Source organism: Pseudomonas sp. GM48, assembly GCF_000282335.1.
Classification (GTDB): domain Bacteria; phylum Pseudomonadota; class Gammaproteobacteria; order Pseudomonadales; family Pseudomonadaceae; genus Aquipseudomonas.
Genome location: NZ_AKJM01000108.1, coordinates 36499 through 55550, shown reverse-complemented (window position 1 = coordinate 55550; position 19052 = coordinate 36499). Strand labels below are relative to the sequence as shown.

The window sequence follows — 19052 nt, the reverse complement described above, 5'->3', positions numbered from 1 at the left end:
CACTATGAGCGCAAAAGTCTGGCTGGTGGGTGCAGGTCCCGGCGATCCTGAATTACTGACCCTCAAAGCTGTTCGGGCGTTGAGAGAAGCGGATGTGGTGCTGATCGATGATCTGGTCAACGATGCCGTGCTGGAACACTGCCCCGGCGCGCGGATAATTCCAGTGGGTAAGCGCGGTGGCTGTCGTTCAACACCGCAAGCCTTTATCCATCGCCTGATGCTGCGTTATGCCCGTCAGGGAAAATGCGTGGTGCGACTCAAGGGTGGCGACCCGTGCATCTTCGGGCGTGGCGGTGAAGAAGCGCAGTGGCTACGCGAGCGTGGTGTCGAGACCGAATTGGTCAACGGCATTACCGCCGGCCTGGCGGGCGCGACGCAATGCGATATTCCATTGACCCTGCGCGGCGTGGCACGAGGGGTGACGCTGGTGACCGCCCACACTCAGGATGACAGCAGCCTGAACTGGCAAGCGCTGGCCCAAGGTGGCACGACACTTGTGATCTACATGGGGGTGGCGAAGCTCAGCGAGATCCGTGAGCAACTGCTGGCGGGGGCAATGGCGGCAGATACGCCGGTGGCAATGATTGAAAATGCATCGTTGCCGCATCAACGGGAATGTCGAAGCAGCCTGATGGCAATGGAGGAAGATGCCTGTGCCTTCAAATTGAAAAGCCCGGCAATCCTGGTGATTGGCGCAGTCGCAGCCAACTCCATCCCCTCCTGTGGGAGCGAGCCTGCTCGCGAAGAGGCTCTGTCCGTCGACATCAATGTTGGATATCAACGCGCCTGACGCGTCCCTTCTCACCAAATCGCAGACAAAGAAAAGCCCGGCCTGAGCCGGGCTTTTCTCAGAGCTGCGAGCTAATTACTTAGCTTGAGCTTCAACCTGCGCTTCTACGCGACGGTTAACAGCGCGACCAGCTTCAGTTTTGTTGTCAGCAACTGGGCGGGATTCGCCGTAGCCAACGGACTGAACGCGGGACGACTCAACACCGTACTGGTTGGTCAGAACTTGCTTAACGGCGTTTGCACGACGCTCGGACAGTTTCTGGTTGTAAGCGTCAGGACCGACGTTGTCAGTGTGACCTTCAACAGTAGTGGTGGTGGATGGGTACTGCTTCATGAAGTCAGCCAGGTTCTTGATGTCGCCGTAGCTGTTTGGCTTGACTGCAGCCTTGTCGAAGTCGAACTTCACGTCCAGCTCTACACGAACAACTTCAGCAACAGCTGGGCAGCCATCAGCGTCAACAGTTACGTTGGCTGGGGTGTCAGGGCACTTGTCAACGTTGTCGCAAACGCCGTCGTTGTCGCTGTCGGAGCAGACTTCTGGTGCTGGAACCGGAGCAGCAGCAGGCTTGTTGCCGCCACCGAAGTTCACACCCAGACCTACGGACGGGATGTAGTCCCAACGGCCGTTGTCCAGTTTGTAGTCAGCTTCTACGCCAGCACGAGCGTAGACGTTTTCGAGGAAGTAGTACTTCAGGCCAGCGCCAGCAGTCAGGAAAGTCGACTGGTCACGACCGGTGTGGCCGTCAGCGGCTACGTTGGTCATGCTGCCGTGCTTGACACCACCTTGAACGTAAGGACGCAGAGCGTCGCCAGCGTTGTTGAAGTGGTACTGAGCGTTCAGACCGAACTGGTCGCCCTCGATTTTCTGGTTGCCGGTGTTGTTGTTCGAACGGGTGTGGTCATCGTTGTTGTAGGTCAAGTTCAACGATACGTCGTCGGTCAAGAAGTAACCGATGGAGGCGCCAGGAGTGTAGCCGTCTTCAACATTGTTAATGCTGTCGTTGTACTTCTTCCCGTAGTTGAGCTCGCCTTCAACTGCGCCTTGGCCTTGTGCCAGTGCGCCGAACGAAGTAGCGGCAATAAGAGTACCAATGGCCAAGCCCAAGGTGTTTTTCAGTTTCATCCGTTAAATCCCCATCTGGTGATTGTGAAGCAGTCCCGCAAACCGGGGGACAACTCGGCGGCAAGTCTAACAGAACTTGCCTACACGTAAGAGATATTTGCGCTGAACTAAGTTTCAGCAATGCCTGCAAATTTCTCACGCAATTTATCTAGAGCGCGTTTGTACCGCATTTTTGTTGCACTCAAACCCATATGCATGATGTCTGCGATCTCCTGAAACTCCAGCTCTGCGACAAAACGTAGCACCAGAATTTCGCGGTCAATCGGGTTCACATACACTAGCCAGCGATCAAGTCCACCCTTTTCCTCAGGTTTCGGCGCCTTTTCTTCGGACGCTTCCTCAAGGGGGTCAAGACTCAATGCGTCCATCAAGCGACGCTTTCGCCGTTCCTTCCGATACTGTGTGATGCATTCGTTGTACGTGATGCTATATAGCCATGTCTTGAACTTCGATTTACCTTCGAAGTTCTTCAGGCCATACAGCACCTTCAACATGACCTCCTGACAGACATCGTCTGCGTCGCGATCGTTCCCGAGATATCGTGCACACACATTAAATAATGTTCGCTGGTAACGCCGCATCAGTTCTTCATAGGCACGCGTTACGTGAAATAGCTCTGTATGCGCGCGCGCCACCAACTCCTCATCAGAGAGCTCGCGGGGGTCGTAGCGCATGGATAGCGATTGGGCTTTATTCAAAACAAGTCGGGCCGACAGTCAGGTCAATGTCCGCCGCAGCCAGCATCAGCAGGCATTTTGCGGCGGCATACATTAGCAGGGTTTGCCGGGTTAGCGGCTACTCACGTGCTGCTCAAGGAGGATCCGATTGGAAAGAGAGACTAGCTCACCCTCATCGGTCAGCAATGTGGTTTTAACCGTGCCGATCTCTTCGATCTGGCCTTCGACCTCGCCAACACGCACTTGTTGCCCAACCTGGTACAGCTCACGCACATAGATTCCCGCCAGAATCTGGCCGGCAATTTCCCGGCTTCCCAACCCCATGGCCAGCGCTACCGCCAGACCAACGGTTATCAATACAATCACGATCACATGGTTGAGCAGGTCAGTCTTGACCTCCAACTGGCTGATCGCGACCGAAATACTGATGATGATCACCAGGCCCTGGGCAATTCGTCCAAGCCCTGAAGCATAGTCCAGGCCCACGCCCTCTGCTGCTCCGCGCACCAGCCCGTTGGCCAGCTGCGCCAGCAAAACACCTACCAGCAGCACCAGCGCCGCGCCGAATACTTTCGGCAAATACAACGCAAGCATATCCAGCGTAGCTGAAACCCGCTCAAGACCAAGAGATTCTGCGGCAGAAACCAGAAAAATAAGCAGAACGAACCAATAGACGATTTTGCCGATCAGTGTCGAAATAGGGACATGCAATCCAGCGCGGGACAGCAGTTTGGTCAGGCCGGTGCCACCCATCAAGCGGTCAAGGCCCAGTTTGGCGAGCAACTTGGAGAGCAAGGTGTCCAGCAGTTTGGCCACGACAAAACCCAACAGCAACACAACCAGTGCGCCGAACAGGTTCGGAATGAAGTTCGCAACCTTGGTCCACAACGCAGTCATTGCAGTGACGAGGCTCTGAGTCCAGAGATCAAGTTCCATATTCAATCAGCCTTATCAGCAGTGCGAGCAGCAGGTTTACGAAGACGGGATACCGGCGCGACATGGGCCGATCCGTTATTCAGGGCGATCATCAGTGCAGGCAACCAACGCCCCAGCAGACTGAACAAATCACCGGCGCCGACCTGGCGGTTGGCGGTTTTCAGCACGCGCCCCAGGCACGCATCGTCGTCCCGGGTGGTCGGCGAAGCCTTGAGCATGTCGCGTAAAGACTGTTCAAACGGATCGTGCATACGCACCTCTCGTGATGTCTGTGGAAGACGCGGTCAGTTTTGCTCGGGTCACATGGTTTTCCTCAGACCCAGCGCAAACGTCGGAATAACCACCACTGTCCCAACGCCACCGAGACCATCATCAGGCAGGCGATCAGAAAGCCGTAAGGGCTTGCAGAGAATGGAATTCCACCGACGTTGATCCCCAAAAGCCCAGTCAGAAAACTCATTGGCAAAAAGATCCCGGTGATGATCCCGAAGCGATACATCGTGCGATTCATGCGCACGCTCAACCGACGGTCTTCGGCTTCCAGGACCAGCCCCACCCGCTCCCGGGTCAATTCCAGCTCCTCGAGGTAGCGGGTCAGGCTGTTGTTCAATTCGTTCCAGTAATCACCATCGTCCTCGACGAACCAGGGCAACTTGATCCGCGTCAACTGCCCGAAAATATCTCGCTGCGGAGCGAGAAAACGCTTCAACGCGGCGGCCCTGCGCCGGATCTGCAATACGGCACCGTGCTCCGGCGCATACCGTTCGTCGGCATCCAGTTTTTCTTCTTCCTCATCGACCACTTCCGAGAGGTCGCTGACCAGATCCTGCACCTTGTTGGTGAGGTACTGCGCCATGTACAGGATGAGTTCGGAGGTTGTTTTCGGCCCTTTGCCTTCGGACAGTTGCACCAGCAGCTCTTCAGTGGCACGCAACGGACGCAAACGCAGGGAAATGACACGCTGGGCAGAGCCGAAGATCCGCACCGACACCATGTCTTCCGGCTCGGCACCGGGGTTCAGATTGACCCCGCGCAAAAATAGCAGCAGTTCGCTGTCGGAAAGCTGTAAAAGTCGCGGACGGGTGTTTTCTTCGAGTAGCAGGTCACAGCTGAATTCGCTCAGACCGCTGGATTTGCGTAACCAGGTCTGGGTTTGCGGATGACTGCGATCCCAGTGCAACCACAGGCTTTCATGGGCCTGCAGCTGCAAGTCGTCGAGTTCTGTCCGGGCTATCGAACGCGCACCGCCTTTACCGTCCAGCACCAGGGCATGCACCAGCCCCCATTGCGCGTTTTCTTCCTCGAACATCCTCACCCCTTTGACTGGCTCAACGCTTTATTCAGGCATCTTCAGCGGGACTGGCGAGATGATCACGCCATTGTTGTCCGCATAAATGTATTCGCCTGGACGGAACGTCACACCGGCAAACGTCACCACAACGTTGAGATCGCCGAGCCCGCGCCTGTCGGATTTCCTCGGGTGGCTGGCGAGGGCCTGAACGCCCAGATCGGTCTGCGCGATGATATCGACGTCGCGGATGCAACCGTAGATCACCAGCCCTTCCCAACCGTTTTTCGCGGCTTTCTCGGCCAGCATGTCACCCAGCAACGCATGACGCAGGGAACCGCCACCGTCGACCACCAGCACTTTGCCATTCCCCTTGAGCTCGACTTGCTCCTTGACCCGCGAGTTATCTTCGAAGCACTTGATGGTCACGATTTCGCCACCGAAGGAATCACGGCCGCCGAAATTGCTGAACATCGGTTCCAGCACCTGCACCAGTTCCGGATAGGCGTCGCACAGGTCAGGCGTGAGGTAATGGATCATCGAGAAACTCCTGTAAAGAGGAAGACAGCACGAACATCAGTGATGGCTCAGTCACTGAAAGTGACCAGAACAGCTCAATGCGTCATATCTTAGCCGCAAGCCGACCAGAGCGAAATGCCCTTGTTAGAGCGTCAGGCTCAAACCGCCGCGGCCAAATCCCGCTGTTCTCCCAACAACGGTGTCTGCTGGTCCGCCAGCCAGCGGGCCACCAAAGGCCAGACTTCGGCCTGGGCGGGCTTGCTGACAAGCATTTCAACATGGCCGAAATTATCGGCAAAACCTTGATCGCGACCCAGATTGATAAATTGCTTGTGCCCGGAACCGAGCTGATCGAACAGTTTGCGACAAGCCCATGCAGGATCCTGATGATCACCCGCAGCGCTCACTGCAAGCACCGGCAACTTGACCTCGGCCAAACCCGCCCACCAGTTTTTATCGGCATCGCCAAAGCGCCCGAACAGGCCGTACCAACGCATGCTTTCCAGGGCCAGGCCGATTGGCTCGTCTTCCGGGCCACGCTTGAGTCTTGAACCGGACAACTGGGCAAAACGCTTGAGAATGAAGCGGCCGCCCCACTCCACCGGCGGAATCTTCAATGGCCAATAGTTGCGACTGACCTGGGTACCAAAAAACGCCGCCGAAGCCACGACTGGCTCACCGATGTACTCGCCGCCCAGCGCCGCCGCCAATGTAATGCCGCCCAGCGAGTGACCGATCCAGTGCGGTACCTGCCCGCTCTGCTCGCGCACGAACGCGCCAATGGCTGGCAGATCGTAGCGAGCGTAGTCGGCGACACGGTTCTTGCGGTAGTCGTGGTTACGCTGGGACAAGCCGTGACCGCGCATTTCCGGAATCCAGACGTCGAATCCCAAGCGAGCCAGATAAGCGCCCAACCCCAGGCCCTTGGGAGAAAACCAGAACCGGCGATTGGAAAAGCTGCCGTGCAGCAGGATCACCGGCACGCCGCGGGTTGCCGGTTCATCGGCCATGCCGAGACGCGTCACAGCCAGCTCGACGGTGAAGTCGGGGCTGTTGCCGGGTTTCAAACGATACACATCTTCGCTCAGATCGCCGCGCCGTTCGGCGCTGATCAGGGCGACAGGAAATAGGTTGCTGCTGCTTTGCATAATCTCTTGCACAAAAAAGGGCGGCATCCTACAGGAGCCCGCCCTACTTGAATCTCAAAAAGACCGCTCCCTGTAGGAGCGAGCCCTGCTCGCGAAGAACTTCAGGACACCACGTTTACCCAGGATAAACGCGTTATCGTTGACGTCCATCGCGAGCAAGCTCGCTCCTACAGAGAGAGAGCGGCCCGTTCACACAGGATCAAGCCGAAGCCTGACCCTCTGCCAGGAAGAACCAGGTTTCCAGTACGGAGTCCGGGTTCAACGAAACGCTTTCAATGCCCTGCTCCATCAGCCACTTGGCCAGGTCCGGGTGGTCCGAAGGGCCCTGACCGCAGATGCCGATGTACTTGCCGGCCTTGTTGCACGCGGCAATGGCGTTGGCCAGCAGCTTCTTGACCGCCGGATTACGCTCATCGAACAGGTGCGCGATGATCCCGGAGTCACGGTCCAGGCCCAGGGTCAGCTGGGTCAGGTCGTTGGAGCCGATGGAGAAACCGTCGAAGAATTCGAGGAATTCTTCAGCCAGGATGGCGTTGGACGGCAGTTCGCACATCATGATCACGCGCAGGCCATTCTGGCCACGGGCCAGACCGTTTTCCGCCAGCAGATCGACTACCTGGCTCGCTTCACCCAGGGTACGAACGAACGGCACCATGATTTCGACGTTGGTCAGGCCCATCTCGTTGCGCACGCGCTTGAGGGCGCGGCATTCGAGTTCGAAGCAGTCACGGAACGATTCGCTGATGTAACGCGAAGCGCCGCGGAAGCCCAGCATCGGGTTTTCTTCTTCCGGCTCGTAGAGCTTGCCGCCGATCAGGTTGGCGTATTCGTTGGACTTGAAGTCCGACAGACGCACGATGACTTTCTTCGGCCAGAACGCAGCCGCCAGGGTGCTGATGCCTTCGACCAGTTTCTCGACGTAGAAGCCGACCGGATCGTTGTAACCGGCAATACGCTTGTCGACGCTTTCCTTGATGTCCAGCGGCAGACCGTCGTAGTTCAGCAGTGCTTTAGGGTGCACGCCGATCATGCGGTTGATGATGAACTCCAGGCGAGCCAGGCCCACACCGGCGTTCGGCAGTTGGGCGAAGTCGAAGGCGCGGTCCGGGTTGCCGACGTTCATCATGATCTTGAACGGCAGCTCAGGCATGGCGTCCACGGAGTTCTTCTTGATGTCGAAGCCCAGTTCGCCTTCGAAGATGAAGCCGGTGTCACCTTCAGCGCAGGAAACGGTCACGCCCTGGCCGTCTTTCAACAGCTGGGTGGCGTTGCCGCAACCGACTACCGCTGGAATACCCAGCTCACGGGCGATGATCGCCGCGTGGCAAGTACGGCCGCCACGGTTGGTGACGATCGCGCTGGCGCGCTTCATCACCGGTTCCCAGTCCGGGTCGGTCATGTCGGACACCAGTACGTCGCCTGGCTGGACCTTGTCCATCTCGGACACGTCCTTGATGATGCGGACCTTGCCGGCGCCGATGCGCTGGCCAATGGCACGACCTTCCACCAGCACGGTGCCGGTTTCTTTCAACAGGTAACGCTCCATGACGTTGGCCTGGGTGCGGCTCTTCACGGTTTCCGGGCGGGCCTGCACGATGTACAGCTTGCCGTCGTCACCGTCCTTGGCCCACTCGATGTCCATCGGGCACTGGTAGTGCTTCTCGATGATCATCGCCTGCTTGGCCAGCTCGCTCACTTCGGCGTCGGTCAGGCAGAAACGTGCGCGCTCGGCCTTGTCCACGTCGACGGTCTTGACCGAACGACCGGCCTTGGCTTCGTCGCCGTAGATCATCTTGATGGCCTTGCTGCCCAGGTTGCGGCGCAGGATCGCCGGGCGACCGGCCGCCAGCGTGCCCTTGTGGACGTAGAACTCATCCGGGTTCACCGCGCCTTGTACGACGGTTTCACCCAGGCCGTAGGCGCCGGTGATGAACACCACGTCACGGAAACCCGACTCGGTATCGAGGGTGAACATCACGCCGGCGGTGCCGGTTTCGGAGCGGACCATGCGCTGCACGCCAGCCGACAGGGCAACCAGCTTGTGGTCGAAGCCCTGGTGCACGCGATAGGAAATGGCACGGTCGTTGAACAGCGAGGCGAACACCTCTTTGGCGGCGCGAATGACGTTTTCGACACCACGGATGTTCAGGAAGGTTTCCTGCTGGCCGGCAAAGGAAGCGTCCGGCAAGTCTTCGGCGGTGGCGGAAGAGCGCACGGCCACGGCCATGTCAGGGTTGCCGGCGGACAGCGTGGCGAACGCGGTACGAATTTCGGCATTCAGTTTTTCAGGGAACTCGGCCTCCATGATCCATTGGCGGATCTGGGCACCAGTCTTGGCCAGGGCATTCACGTCATCGACGTCCAGGGCATCCAGTGCATCGTGAATCTGCTGATTCAGGCCGCTCAACTCCAGGAAATCACGATAAGCCTGAGCGGTCGTGGCGAAGCCGCCGGGCACCGATACACCGGCACCTGCAAGGTTGCTGATCATCTCGCCCAGGGATGCGTTCTTGCCCCCCACATGCTCAACATCGTGTTTGCCGAGCTTATCGAGGGAAACTACGTACTCTACCAAGGTGATCTCTCCACTAACTGTGTTGGAAAAGCTCAGAAACCGGCTGCTTAAGTGAGCATTTGCCGGCTATATGGCCTGGACCTGGAAAATAAGTGAGAATGCGGGCCATTGGCGGCCGGCAAATCGCGCCTATCATATCCAAGATTCGTCACTAGCTTAAGGCCCAAGGTGCAAATGAAACGATCTGCTTTCTTTATCTCCGATGGTACCGGCATTACCGCCGAAACCCTGGGTCAAAGCCTTCTGGCGCAGTTCGAAAACATTACCTTCAGCAAAGTCACGCGGCCGTACATCGACAACGTGGACAAAGCGCGGGCCATGGTACAACAAATCAACAAAGCCGCCGAAACCGACGGCTTCCGTCCGATTATCTTCGACACCATCGTCAATCAGGACATTCGTGAGATTCTCGCAACTTCGAATGGTTTCATGATTGACATTTTCTCGACGTTCCTGGCACCGCTTGAACAGGAACTGACCGAACATTCTTCCTACACCGTGGGCAAATCCCACTCCATCGGCACCAGCTCCAATTACATGGAGCGTATCGAGGCCGTTAACTTCGCCCTCGACAACGACGACGGTGCCCGCACGCACTATTACGACAAGGCCGACCTGATACTAGTGGGCGTGTCGCGATGTGGTAAGACGCCGACGTGCCTGTACATGGCGATGCAATTCGGTATCCGCGCAGCCAACTACCCGCTGACCGAAGACGACATGGAACGCCTGCAACTGCCAAACGCCCTGCGCGCCCACCAGCACAAGCTGTTCGGCCTGACCATCGACCCGGACCGCCTCACCGCGATCCGTAACGAGCGCAAGCCCAACAGCCGCTATTCGAGCTACGCCCAGTGCGAGTTCGAAGTGCGCGAGGTCGAGAACCTGTTCCGCCGCGAAAACATCCCGAACATCAACTCCACGCATTTTTCCGTGGAAGAAATCTCCGCGAAGATCCTTGTGGAAAAAGGCGTCGAGCGGCGATTCAAATAATCCTGCGGAGCCTGATCTGCCGCTTTCGCGAGCAAGCCCGCTCCCACACTGGATCTCGGTCGTGCACAAATTTTGTGTTCACGGCAGACCCAATGTGGGAGCGGGCTTGCTCGCGAAGAACGATAACGCGGCATTTCAGATAACAAACAAATCCACAAACCGGTTCACCGCTGTCGCCTCAAACCTCTGCTGATCCTTGCACAGCGCAAAAATCTCCTCGCTACGCTGATCAGTGAATCGTGTCAGCAAGTTCGCCCTGAATTTCTCCTCCAGCAACGGTATTCCTTCAGCCCGCCGCCGCCGATGCCCGATCGGGTACTCCACCACCACATTCTCGGTGCTAGACCCGTCGTTGAAAAACACCTGCAGAGCATTGGCAATGGAGCGCTTGTCGGCCTCCAGATATTCACGGCTGTAACGCGGTTCTTCGACGATAACCATCTTGTCGCGCAGCACATCGATGAGCGGATGCGCCCTGTGGAAATCGTCTTCGTAGTGCTCGGCCACCAGGTTGCCGAAGATCAGCGGCACAGCAGTCATGTACTGGATGCAATGATCGCGGTCGGCGGCATTGGCCAACGGGCCGACCTTGGAAATGATGCGGATCGCCGATTCATGGGTGGTGATGACGATTTTGTCGATTTCATGCAGCCGATTACACACTTGCGGATGTAGCGTCACTGCCGCCTCGCAGGCCGTTTGCGCGTGGAACTCGGCGGGAAAACTGATCTTGAACAGCACGTTTTCCATCACATAGCTGCCGTACGGCCGCGAAAAGCTGAATGCCCGCTTATCTTCAGGCTTGAGCGCCAGATCATTGTTGGTATGGCTGAACAGTACGTCGTAAAAGCCCCACTGCCTGGCACTCAACACACCAGGAATACCCATCTCGCCACGCATCGCAATATCCGCCAGGCGCACGCCACGACTGGACGCATCGCCCGCCGCCCAGGACTTGCGCGAGCCGGCATTCGGCGCATGCCGGTACGTGCGCAAGGCCTGACCGTCAGCAAAGGCGTGGGACAACGCCGACAACAACTGCTCGCGATTGGCACCCATCAGCCTGGCCGTGACCGCGGTCGAGGCGACTTTCACCAGAATCACGTGATCGAGGCCGACACGGTTGAACGAGTTTTCCAGGGCGATCACGCCCTGGATCTCGTGGGCCATGATCATCGCCTCAAGTACCGTGCGTACGGTCAGCGGCGCCTCGCCATTGGCCAGGCGCTTTTGCGACAGGTGATCGGCCACCGCAAGAATGCCGCCGAGGTTATCCGACGGATGTCCCCACTCGGCCGCAAGCCAGGTGTCGTTGTAGTCGAGCCAACGCACGATGCAGCCGATGTCCCAAGCCGCCTTCACCGGATCGAGCCGATAAGACGTGCCGGGAACCCGGGCGCCGAACGGCACGACGGTGCCTTCGACCACAGGTCCCAGGTGCTTGGTGCATTCGGGAAAGCGCAGGGCCAGCAAGCCACAACCCAAGGTATCGATCAGGCAATTGCGGGCGGTGTCCAGAGCTTCCTTGGACTCGACTTTGTAGTTCAACACGTAATCGGCAATGTCCTGCAGGACCTTGTCGTAGTCGGGACGGTTGTTCAGGTCGACGTTGGCACTCATGTTCGATTCACTCTTGTAGGAGCGAGCCTTGCTCGCGATAGTCGTCAACGATAACGCTGGGTGCCTGACACCCCGTGGTGCTCTCAGGTCCATCGCGAGCAGGCTCGCTCCTACAGAGGGTATGGATCAGAACGAATCGCCCGGCACACGCACATAACCTTCCATCAACACCCGCGCACTGCGGCTCATGATGGCTTTGTTCACCGTCCATTCGCCGTTCACCAGGCTGGCCTCGGCGCCGACGCGCAGGGTGCCGGACGGGTGGCCGAAGCGCACCGCATTGCGTTCGATACCGCCCGCCGCGAGGTTCACCAGAGTGCCGGAAATCGCCGCCGCCGTGCCGATTGCCACCGCCGCCGTGCCCATCATCGCGTGGTGCAACTTGCCCATGGACAGTGCACGCACCAGAAGGTCGACATCACCTGCGGCAATCGCCTTGCCGCTGGACGCCACGTAGTCCGCCGGTTTAGCGACGAAGGCGACTTTCGGCGTGTGTTGGCGTTTGGCCGCTTCGTCGATGTTGGAAATCAGGCCCATGCGCAATGCGCCGTAAGCGCGGATGGTTTCGAACATCTGCAAGGCTTTCGGGTCGCCGTTGATTGCGCCCTGCAACTCGGTGCCCTTGTAGCCGATGTCTTCAGCATTGATAAAAATTGTCGGGATACCAGCGTTAATCATGGTCGCCTTGAAGGTGCCGACGCCGGGCACTTCCAGGTCATCGACCAGGTTGCCGGTGGGGAACATCGAACCGCCGCCGCCCTCTTCTTCCGCTGCCGGATCGAGGAACTCGATCTGCACTTCGGCCGCCGGGAAGGTCACGCCGTCGAGTTCAAAATCGCCGGTCTCCTGCACTTCACCATTGGTGATCGGCACGTGGGCGATGATGGTCTTGCCAATGTTGGCCTGCCACACGCGAACCACCGCCACGCCGTTGTGCGGAATGCGGTTGGCGTCCACCAAACCATTGCTGACCGCGAACGAACCGACCGCCGCCGACAGGTTGCCGCAGTTGCCGCTCCAGTCGACGAAGGGCTTGTCGATGGACACCTGACCGAACAGGTAATCGACGTCGTGACCGGCCTTGGTGCTTTTCGACAGGATCACGGTTTTGCTGGTGCTGGAGGTCGCGCCGCCCATGCCGTCGATTTGTTTGTCGTACGGGTCGGGGCTGCCGATCACGCGCAGCAGCAACGCGTCGCGGGCCGGGCCCGGGACCTGTGCCGCTTCGGGCAGGTCCTTGAGACTGAAGAACACGCCTTTGCTGGTGCCGCCGCGCATGTAAGTGGCGGGTATCCTTATTTGCTTTGGAAACGTAGCTGCGTGAGCCATGGTGCTCGTTACTCCTGATCTGAAAGCAGACACGGGACTTGAAGCCCCGTGTCTGTATTGCGTGCGTTAAACGGCAACCGCCGACTCTTCGAGGAAGTCCTGGGCGAAGCGTTGCAGCACGCCGCCGGCCTCGTAGATCGACACTTCTTCGGCGGTGTCGAGGCGGCAGGTCACCGGCACGTCGACGCGTTCGCCGTTCTTGCGATGGATCACCAGCGTCAGCTCGGCACGCGGAGTGCGATCACCGATCACGTCGTAGGTTTCGCTGCCGTCGATGGCCAGGGTGTGGCGGTTGGTGCCTGGCTTGAACTCCAGCGGCAACACGCCCATGCCCACCAGGTTGGTGCGGTGAATGCGTTCGAAACCTTCGGCGGCAATCGCCTCCACACCCGCCAGACGCACGCCTTTGGCCGCCCAGTCGCGGGACGAACCCTGACCGTAGTCGGCGCCGGCGATGATGATCAGCGGCTGCTTGCGATCCATGTAGGTTTCGATGGCTTCCCACATGCGCATCACTTTGCCTTCCGGCTCGACACGGGCCAGCGAACCTTGCTTGACCTTGCCGTTTTCCTGAACCATTTCGTTGAACAGTTTCGGGTTGGCGAAGGTCGCGCGCTGCGCCGTCAGGTGGTCACCGCGGTGCGTGGCGTAAGAGTTGAAGTCCTCTTCCGGCAGGCCCATTTTCGCCAGGTATTCGCCGGCGGCGCTGTCCATCATGATCGCGTTGGACGGCGACAGGTGATCGGTGGTGATGTTGTCCGGCAGCACCGCCAGCGGACGCATACCCTTGAGCGGACGAGCGCCGGCCAGCGCGCCTTCCCAGTACGGCGGACGGCGGATGTAGGTGCTCATTTCACGCCACTCGTACAGCGGCGCGACTTTCGGGCCGGTGTCTTCGTGGATGGCGAACATCGGGATGTAGACCTGACGGAACTGCTCGGGTTTGACCGAGGCTTTCACGACTGCGTCGATCTCTTCGTCGCTCGGCCAGATGTCTTTCAGGCGGATTTCCTTGCCATCCACCACGCCCAGCACATCCTTCTCGATGTCAAAACGGATGGTGCCGGCAATCGCATAGGCGACCACCAATGGCGGCGATGCGAGGAACGCTTGCTTGGCGTACGGGTGAATCCGCCCGTCGAAGTTACGGTTGCCGGACAACACGGCAGTGGCGTACAGGTCGCGGTCGATGATCTCTTGCTGGATCACCGGGTCCAGTGCGCCGGACATGCCGTTGCACGTGGTGCAGGCGAAAGCCACGACGCCGAAGCCGAGCTTGTCCAGCTCTTCGGTCAGGCCGGCTTCATCGAGGTACAGCGCCACGGTTTTCGAACCCGGTGCCAGGGACGACTTGACCCAAGGCTTGCGGGTCAGGCCGAGCTTGTTGGCGTTGCGCGCCAGCAGGCCGGCGGCGATCACGTTGCGCGGGTTGCTGGTGTTGGTGCAACTGGTGATGGCGGCGATGATCACCGCACCGTCCGGCATCTGGCCAGGCACGTCGTCCCACTGACCGGAGATGCCTTTGGCCGCCAGATCCGAAACCGCCACACGGGCGTGCGGATTGCTCGGGCCGGCCATGTTGCGCACCACCGAGGACAGGTCGAACGTCAGGCCGCGCTCGTATTGCGCGTCTTTCAGGCTGTCAGCCCACAGGCCGACCTGCTTGGCGTAGTTCTCGACCAACTGCACCTGCTCGTCTTCACGACCGGTGAGCTTGAGGTAGTCGATGGTCTGCTGGTCGATGTAGAACATCGCCGCGGTGGCGCCGTATTCCGGGGCCATGTTGGAAATGGTTGCACGGTCGCCCAAGGTCAGGGCCGAGGCGCCCTCACCGAAGAATTCCAGCCACGCGCCAACGACTTTTTGCTTGCGCAGGAACTCGGTCAGCGCCAGCACCATGTCGGTGGCGGTGATGCCCGGTTGCAGCTTACCGGTCAGTTCGACGCCAACGCTTTCCGGCAGACGCATCCAGGACGCGCGGCCGAGCATCACGCTTTCGGCTTCGAGGCCACCGACACCGATGGCGATCACGCCCAGCGCATCGACGTGCGGGGTGTGGCTGTCGGTGCCGACGCAGGTGTCGGGGAAGGCCACGCCGTCACGCACCTGAATCACCGGAGACATTTTCTCCAGGTTGATCTGGTGCATGATGCCGTTGCCTGGCGGGATCACGTCGACGTTCTTGAACGCCTTCTTGGTCCAGTTGATGAAGTGGAAACGGTCTTCGTTGCGACGGTCTTCGATGGCGCGGTTCTTCTCGAACGCGTCCGGATCAAAACCACCACGCTCGACCGCCAGGGAGTGGTCGACGATCAACTGCGTCGGCACCACCGGGTTGACTTGCGCCGGGTCGCCGCCTTGCAGGGCGATGGCGTCACGCAGGCCAGCGAGGTCCACCAGCGCGGTCTGGCCAAGAATGTCGTGGCACACCACGCGGGCCGGGAACCACGGGAAGTCGAGGTCGCGCTTGCGCTCGATGAATTGCTTCAGGGATTCGGTGAGCGTGGCCGGGTCGCAGCGACGCACAAGGTTTTCCGCCAGCACACGGGAGGTGTACGGCAGGGTGTCGTAGGCGCCAGGCTGGATCGCCTCGACCGCTGCGCGGACATCGAAGTAATCCAGGTGGCTGCCCGGCAGCGGTTTACGGAATTTTGTGTTCATCGTCAGGACTCGGTCACGGTAGTTACAAAAGGTGGGGCCTGGCACCGGTACTGATCTGGACTCGGTCAAATGTGGGAGCGGGCTTGCTCGCGAAAGCGGTGTAGCAGTCAACATCAATGTTGGATGTCAGTCCGTCTTCGCGAGCAAGCCCGCTCCCACAGTGGTTCCCGGTTCATTCAGTAACCAGCGCGGCAGCCCTCCACCATTCAGCGTTGTTCGATTGGTACGAACTTGCGCTGTTCAACGCCGGTGTATTCGGCGCTTGGACGGATGATGCGGTTGTTGGCGCGTTGTTCGTACACGTGGGCGGCCCAGCCGGTCAGGCGCGAGCAGACGAAAATCGGTGTGAACAACTTGGTCGGGATGCCCATGAAGTGGTACGCCGAGGCATGGTAGAAGTCGGCGTTCGGGAACAACTTCTTTTGCTCCCACATCGTCTTGTCGATGGCTTCGGACACCGGGAACAACACCTTGTCGCCCACTTCGTCAGCGAGTTTTTTCGACCAGCCCTTGATCACCTCGTTGCGCGGATCGTTGTCCTTATAGATCGCGTGGCCGAAGCCCATGATCTTGTCCTTGCGTTCGAGCATGCCGAGGGTGCCTTTGATCGCCTCTTCCGGCGACGAGAAGCGCTCGATCATTTCCATTGCCGCTTCGTTGGCGCCGCCGTGCAGCGGGCCGCGCAGCGAGCCGATGGCCGCGGTGATACAAGAATACAGGTCGGACAGGGTCGACGCGCAAACACGCGCAGTGAAGGTCGACGCGTTGAACTCGTGCTCTGCGTAGAGAATCAGCGAAACGTTCATCACCTTGACGTGCAGCTCGCTCGGTTTCTTGCCGTGCAGCAGGTGCAGGAAGTGGCCACCGATGGACTGCTCGTCGCTCACGCAGTCGATGCGCTTGCCTTCGTGGCTGAAGTGATACCAGTAAGTCATGATCGCCGGGAATGCAGCCAGCAGGCGGTCGGTTTTGTCGTGCTGCTCGGAGAAGTTGTTCTCCGGCTCGAGGTTGCCCAGGAACGAGCAGCCCGTGCGCATCACGTCCATCGGGTGGGCATCGGCGGGGATGCGTTCCAGCACTTCTTTCAGCGCTTGCGGCAGATCACGCAGCTTGCTCAGCTTGCTGATGTAGGCGTTCAGTTGTGCTTGGTTCGGCAGTTCCCCGTACAGCAGCAGGTAAGCTACTTCTTCAAACTGTGCGCCAGCCGCCAGTTCACGAACGTCGTAACCACGATAAGTCAGACCGGCACCCGACTGGCCCACGGTGGACAGTGCGGTTTGCCCGGCAACCTGGCCACGGAGCCCGGCGCCACTGAGTACTTTTGCTTCGGCCATTGCAGTCTCCAATCTTGAATTTGTTAGGGAATCGGCAAATTTATTGATCGGGATTCACCCCGACCTCTGTAGGAGCGAGCTTGCTCGCGATGGTGGACCGTACACCGCGGGGTACCAATTTTCCCGCGTCATCGTTAGCGACCATCGCGAGCGAGCTCGCTCCTACAATTATTTCTTTGACGCAAACAACGCATCGAGCTTCTGCTCGAAGGTGTGGTAGTCGATGCGATCGTAAAGCTCCATGCGCGTCTGCATGGTGTCGATGACGTTCTGTTGCGTGCCATCGCGACGGATCGCGGTGTAGACGTTTTCTGCAGCCTTGTTCATGGCGCGGAACGCCGACAGCGGGTACAGCACCAGCGATACATCCGCCGCAGCAAGCTGCTCGGTGGTGTACAGCGGCGTCGCGCCGAATTCGGTGATGTTGGCCAGGATCGGCGCTTTCACGCGGCTGGCGAACAACTTGTACATTTCAAGTTCGGTGATGGCTTCCGGGAACACCATGTCGGCGCCGGCTTCGATGCACGCCGCGGCGCGATCCAGGGCAGACTCCAGACCTTCCACCGCCAGGGCGTCGGTACGGGCCATGATCACAAAGCTGTCATCGGTACGCGCATCGACGGCCGCCTTGATGCGGTCGACCATTTCCTGCTGGGTCACGATTTCTTTATTAGGACGGTGGCCGCAACGCTTGGCGCCGACCTGGTCTTCGATGTGAATCGCCGCCGCGCCGAACTTGATCATCGACTTGACGGTGCGAGCAACGTTGAACGCCGAGGAACCGAAACCGGTGTCCACGTCCACCAGCAATGGCAGGTCGCAGACATCGGTGATACGGCGCACGTCGGTCAGCACGTCATCCAGGCCGGTAATGCCCAGGTCAGGCACGCCGAGGGAGCCGGCAGCCACCCCGCCACCCGACAGGTAGATCGCCTTGAAACCGGCGCGCTTGGCCAGCAGCGCGTGGTTGGCGTTGATCGCACCGACCACTTGCAGTGGATGTTCGCTGGCGACCGCATCGCGGAAACGCTGGCCTGGTGTGCTCTTGTTCAAACTCATGACTCACCTCGTTTGGCTGTCGGGTTAACGCCGTCCTGGTAGTGACGGGCGATATTGCGTTTGGAGGCGCCGATGTGACGGCGCATCAACAACTCGGCCAGCTCACCGTCACGGTCGGCGATGGCATCGAGAATGCGGTGGTGCTCGGCGAACGCCTGGTGCGGGCGATTGGGTGTGGTGGAAAACTGGATGCGGTACATTCGCACCAGCTGATAGAGCTCGCCGCAGAGCATTTGGGTCAGCGTGCGGTTGCCGCTGCCCTGGATGATTCGGTAATGAAAATCGAAATCGCCTTCCTGCTGGTAATAGCCTCGGCCGGCCTGAAACGCTTCATCGCGCTCATGGGTTTCCAGGACCCGACGCAATTCGTCGATTTCTTCGACGCTCATGCGCTCGGCGGCCAGGCGACAGGCCATGCCTTCCAGGGATTCGCGGATTTCGTATAGCTCAATCAGCTCGGCGTGATTGAGCGAGACCACCCGTGCGCCGACGTGCGGCACACGGACCAGCAGGCGTTGGCCTTCCAGACGGTGGATGGCCTCGCGCAACGGACCACGGCTGATGCCGTAGGTGCGCGCCAGTTCCGGTTCGGAGATCTTGCTGCCCGGGGCGATATCGCCTTTGACGATAGCCGCCTGAATGCGTCGGAAGACGTTCTCGGACAGGGTCTCCGTATCGTCTTGCGCTAAAACCGGGGGATCGAGTTGATCCAGCATATTGTCGACACCTTGTGAGCCAGTGCCGCAAAAACTAGCGAATACTGGCGCCACAGTCAAAGCATAAATCGATATTGTCGACAATCTTCTGATAGCCGGCTGCACCATAACGAAGCAACCCATCTATTTATAGCCACCGGCCAGCGCTGGCGCCAACAAACCACCGTGCTAGAATGCCGCCCGCATTTGTTTGTCACATCTGCACTGTCTGTCATAAAACCCTGATAGGCATACGAGGGAGCTTGCGCAGCGATGCCAGGGCCTTGAATCAAGTCGTACCGCTGC

At 59.1% G+C, this 19052-nt stretch carries 16 protein-coding genes; 2 read left to right on the top strand and 14 right to left on the bottom strand.

All coding sequences use genetic code 11. The features are described 5' to 3' along the window. Nucleotides 1-4 precede the first annotated feature (4 nt). On the top strand, nt 5-790 hold the full coding sequence (gene cobA / locus PMI28_RS09815) for a uroporphyrinogen-III C-methyltransferase (protein ID WP_007988935.1): 786 nt from the start codon (nt 5-7) through the stop codon (nt 788-790). Nucleotides 791-865: 75 nt separating this feature from the next. On the opposite strand, the gene PMI28_RS09820 is transcribed toward cobA, so the two are convergent. From PMI28_RS09820 to ppsA, 8 genes are all read right to left on the bottom strand, one after another. Then, nucleotides 866-1912 (bottom strand): OmpA family protein, encoded by a 1047-nt coding sequence (locus tag PMI28_RS09820; protein ID WP_007988933.1) that lies wholly within the window; start codon nt 1910-1912, stop codon nt 866-868. A gap of 107 nt (nt 1913-2019) precedes the next feature. Then, on the bottom strand, nt 2020-2610 hold the full coding sequence (gene sigX, locus PMI28_RS09825) for an RNA polymerase sigma factor SigX (protein ID WP_081501451.1): 591 nt from the start codon (nt 2608-2610) through the stop codon (nt 2020-2022). A gap of 90 nt (nt 2611-2700) precedes the next feature. Next, nucleotides 2701-3525: a mechanosensitive ion channel family protein gene (locus PMI28_RS09830; RefSeq protein WP_007988930.1), complete on the bottom strand. Its 825-nt coding sequence runs from the start codon at nt 3523-3525 to the stop codon at nt 2701-2703. 2 nt (nt 3526-3527) lie between these two features. Beyond that, nucleotides 3528-3776 (bottom strand): hypothetical protein, encoded by a 249-nt coding sequence (locus tag PMI28_RS09835; protein ID WP_007988928.1) that lies wholly within the window; start codon nt 3774-3776, stop codon nt 3528-3530. A 62-nt stretch (nt 3777-3838) separates the two neighbouring features. Next, nucleotides 3839-4834, bottom strand: coding sequence for a zinc transporter ZntB (locus tag PMI28_RS09840; protein ID WP_007988926.1), 996 nt, complete (start codon nt 4832-4834; stop codon nt 3839-3841). Between the two features lie 27 nt (nt 4835-4861). Beyond that, nucleotides 4862-5350, bottom strand: coding sequence for a ribonuclease E activity regulator RraA (rraA, locus tag PMI28_RS09845; protein WP_177318975.1), 489 nt, complete (start codon nt 5348-5350; stop codon nt 4862-4864). Between the two features lie 140 nt (nt 5351-5490). Further along, a complete protein-coding gene (locus tag PMI28_RS09850; protein ID WP_033063482.1) occupies nt 5491-6480 on the bottom strand; it encodes an alpha/beta fold hydrolase in 990 nt (329 codons plus the stop codon). 199 nt (nt 6481-6679) lie between these two features. Then, nucleotides 6680-9055 (bottom strand): phosphoenolpyruvate synthase, encoded by a 2376-nt coding sequence (ppsA, locus tag PMI28_RS09855; RefSeq protein ID WP_007988920.1) that lies wholly within the window; start codon nt 9053-9055, stop codon nt 6680-6682. Between the two features lie 174 nt (nt 9056-9229). On the opposite strand from ppsA, the gene ppsR reads away from it, so the two are divergent. Continuing rightward, on the top strand, nt 9230-10048 hold the full coding sequence (gene ppsR / locus PMI28_RS09860) for a posphoenolpyruvate synthetase regulatory kinase/phosphorylase PpsR (protein ID WP_007988917.1): 819 nt from the start codon (nt 9230-9232) through the stop codon (nt 10046-10048). Nucleotides 10049-10183: 135 nt separating this feature from the next. Here ppsR and prpD read toward each other — a convergent pair whose 3' ends face one another. From prpD to PMI28_RS09890, 6 genes are all read right to left on the bottom strand, one after another. After that, nucleotides 10184-11668 carry a 2-methylcitrate dehydratase gene (gene prpD / locus PMI28_RS09865; RefSeq protein WP_033063481.1) on the bottom strand — a complete coding sequence of 495 codons (1485 nt, stop codon included), beginning with the start codon at nt 11666-11668 and terminating at the stop codon, nt 10184-10186. 126 nt (nt 11669-11794) lie between these two features. Then, nucleotides 11795-12997: a 2-methylaconitate cis-trans isomerase PrpF gene (gene prpF / locus PMI28_RS09870; protein WP_007988913.1), complete on the bottom strand. Its 1203-nt coding sequence runs from the start codon at nt 12995-12997 to the stop codon at nt 11795-11797. 66 nt (nt 12998-13063) lie between these two features. Then, complete coding sequence (acnD, locus tag PMI28_RS09875) at nt 13064-15658, bottom strand: Fe/S-dependent 2-methylisocitrate dehydratase AcnD (protein WP_007988912.1); 2595 nt, start codon at nt 15656-15658, stop codon at nt 13064-13066. A gap of 206 nt (nt 15659-15864) precedes the next feature. Then, nucleotides 15865-16992 (bottom strand): bifunctional 2-methylcitrate synthase/citrate synthase, encoded by a 1128-nt coding sequence (gene prpC, locus PMI28_RS09880; RefSeq protein WP_007988910.1) that lies wholly within the window; start codon nt 16990-16992, stop codon nt 15865-15867. A 168-nt stretch (nt 16993-17160) separates the two neighbouring features. Beyond that, entirely contained in the window at nt 17161-18051 is an 891-nt protein-coding gene (gene prpB / locus PMI28_RS09885) for a methylisocitrate lyase (RefSeq protein ID WP_007988902.1), read from the bottom strand. Next, a complete protein-coding gene (locus tag PMI28_RS09890; protein ID WP_007988894.1) occupies nt 18048-18767 on the bottom strand; it encodes a GntR family transcriptional regulator in 720 nt (239 codons plus the stop codon). Before PMI28_RS09890 ends, prpB begins: the two co-directional genes overlap by 4 nt. Nucleotides 18768-19052 lie beyond the last annotated feature (285 nt).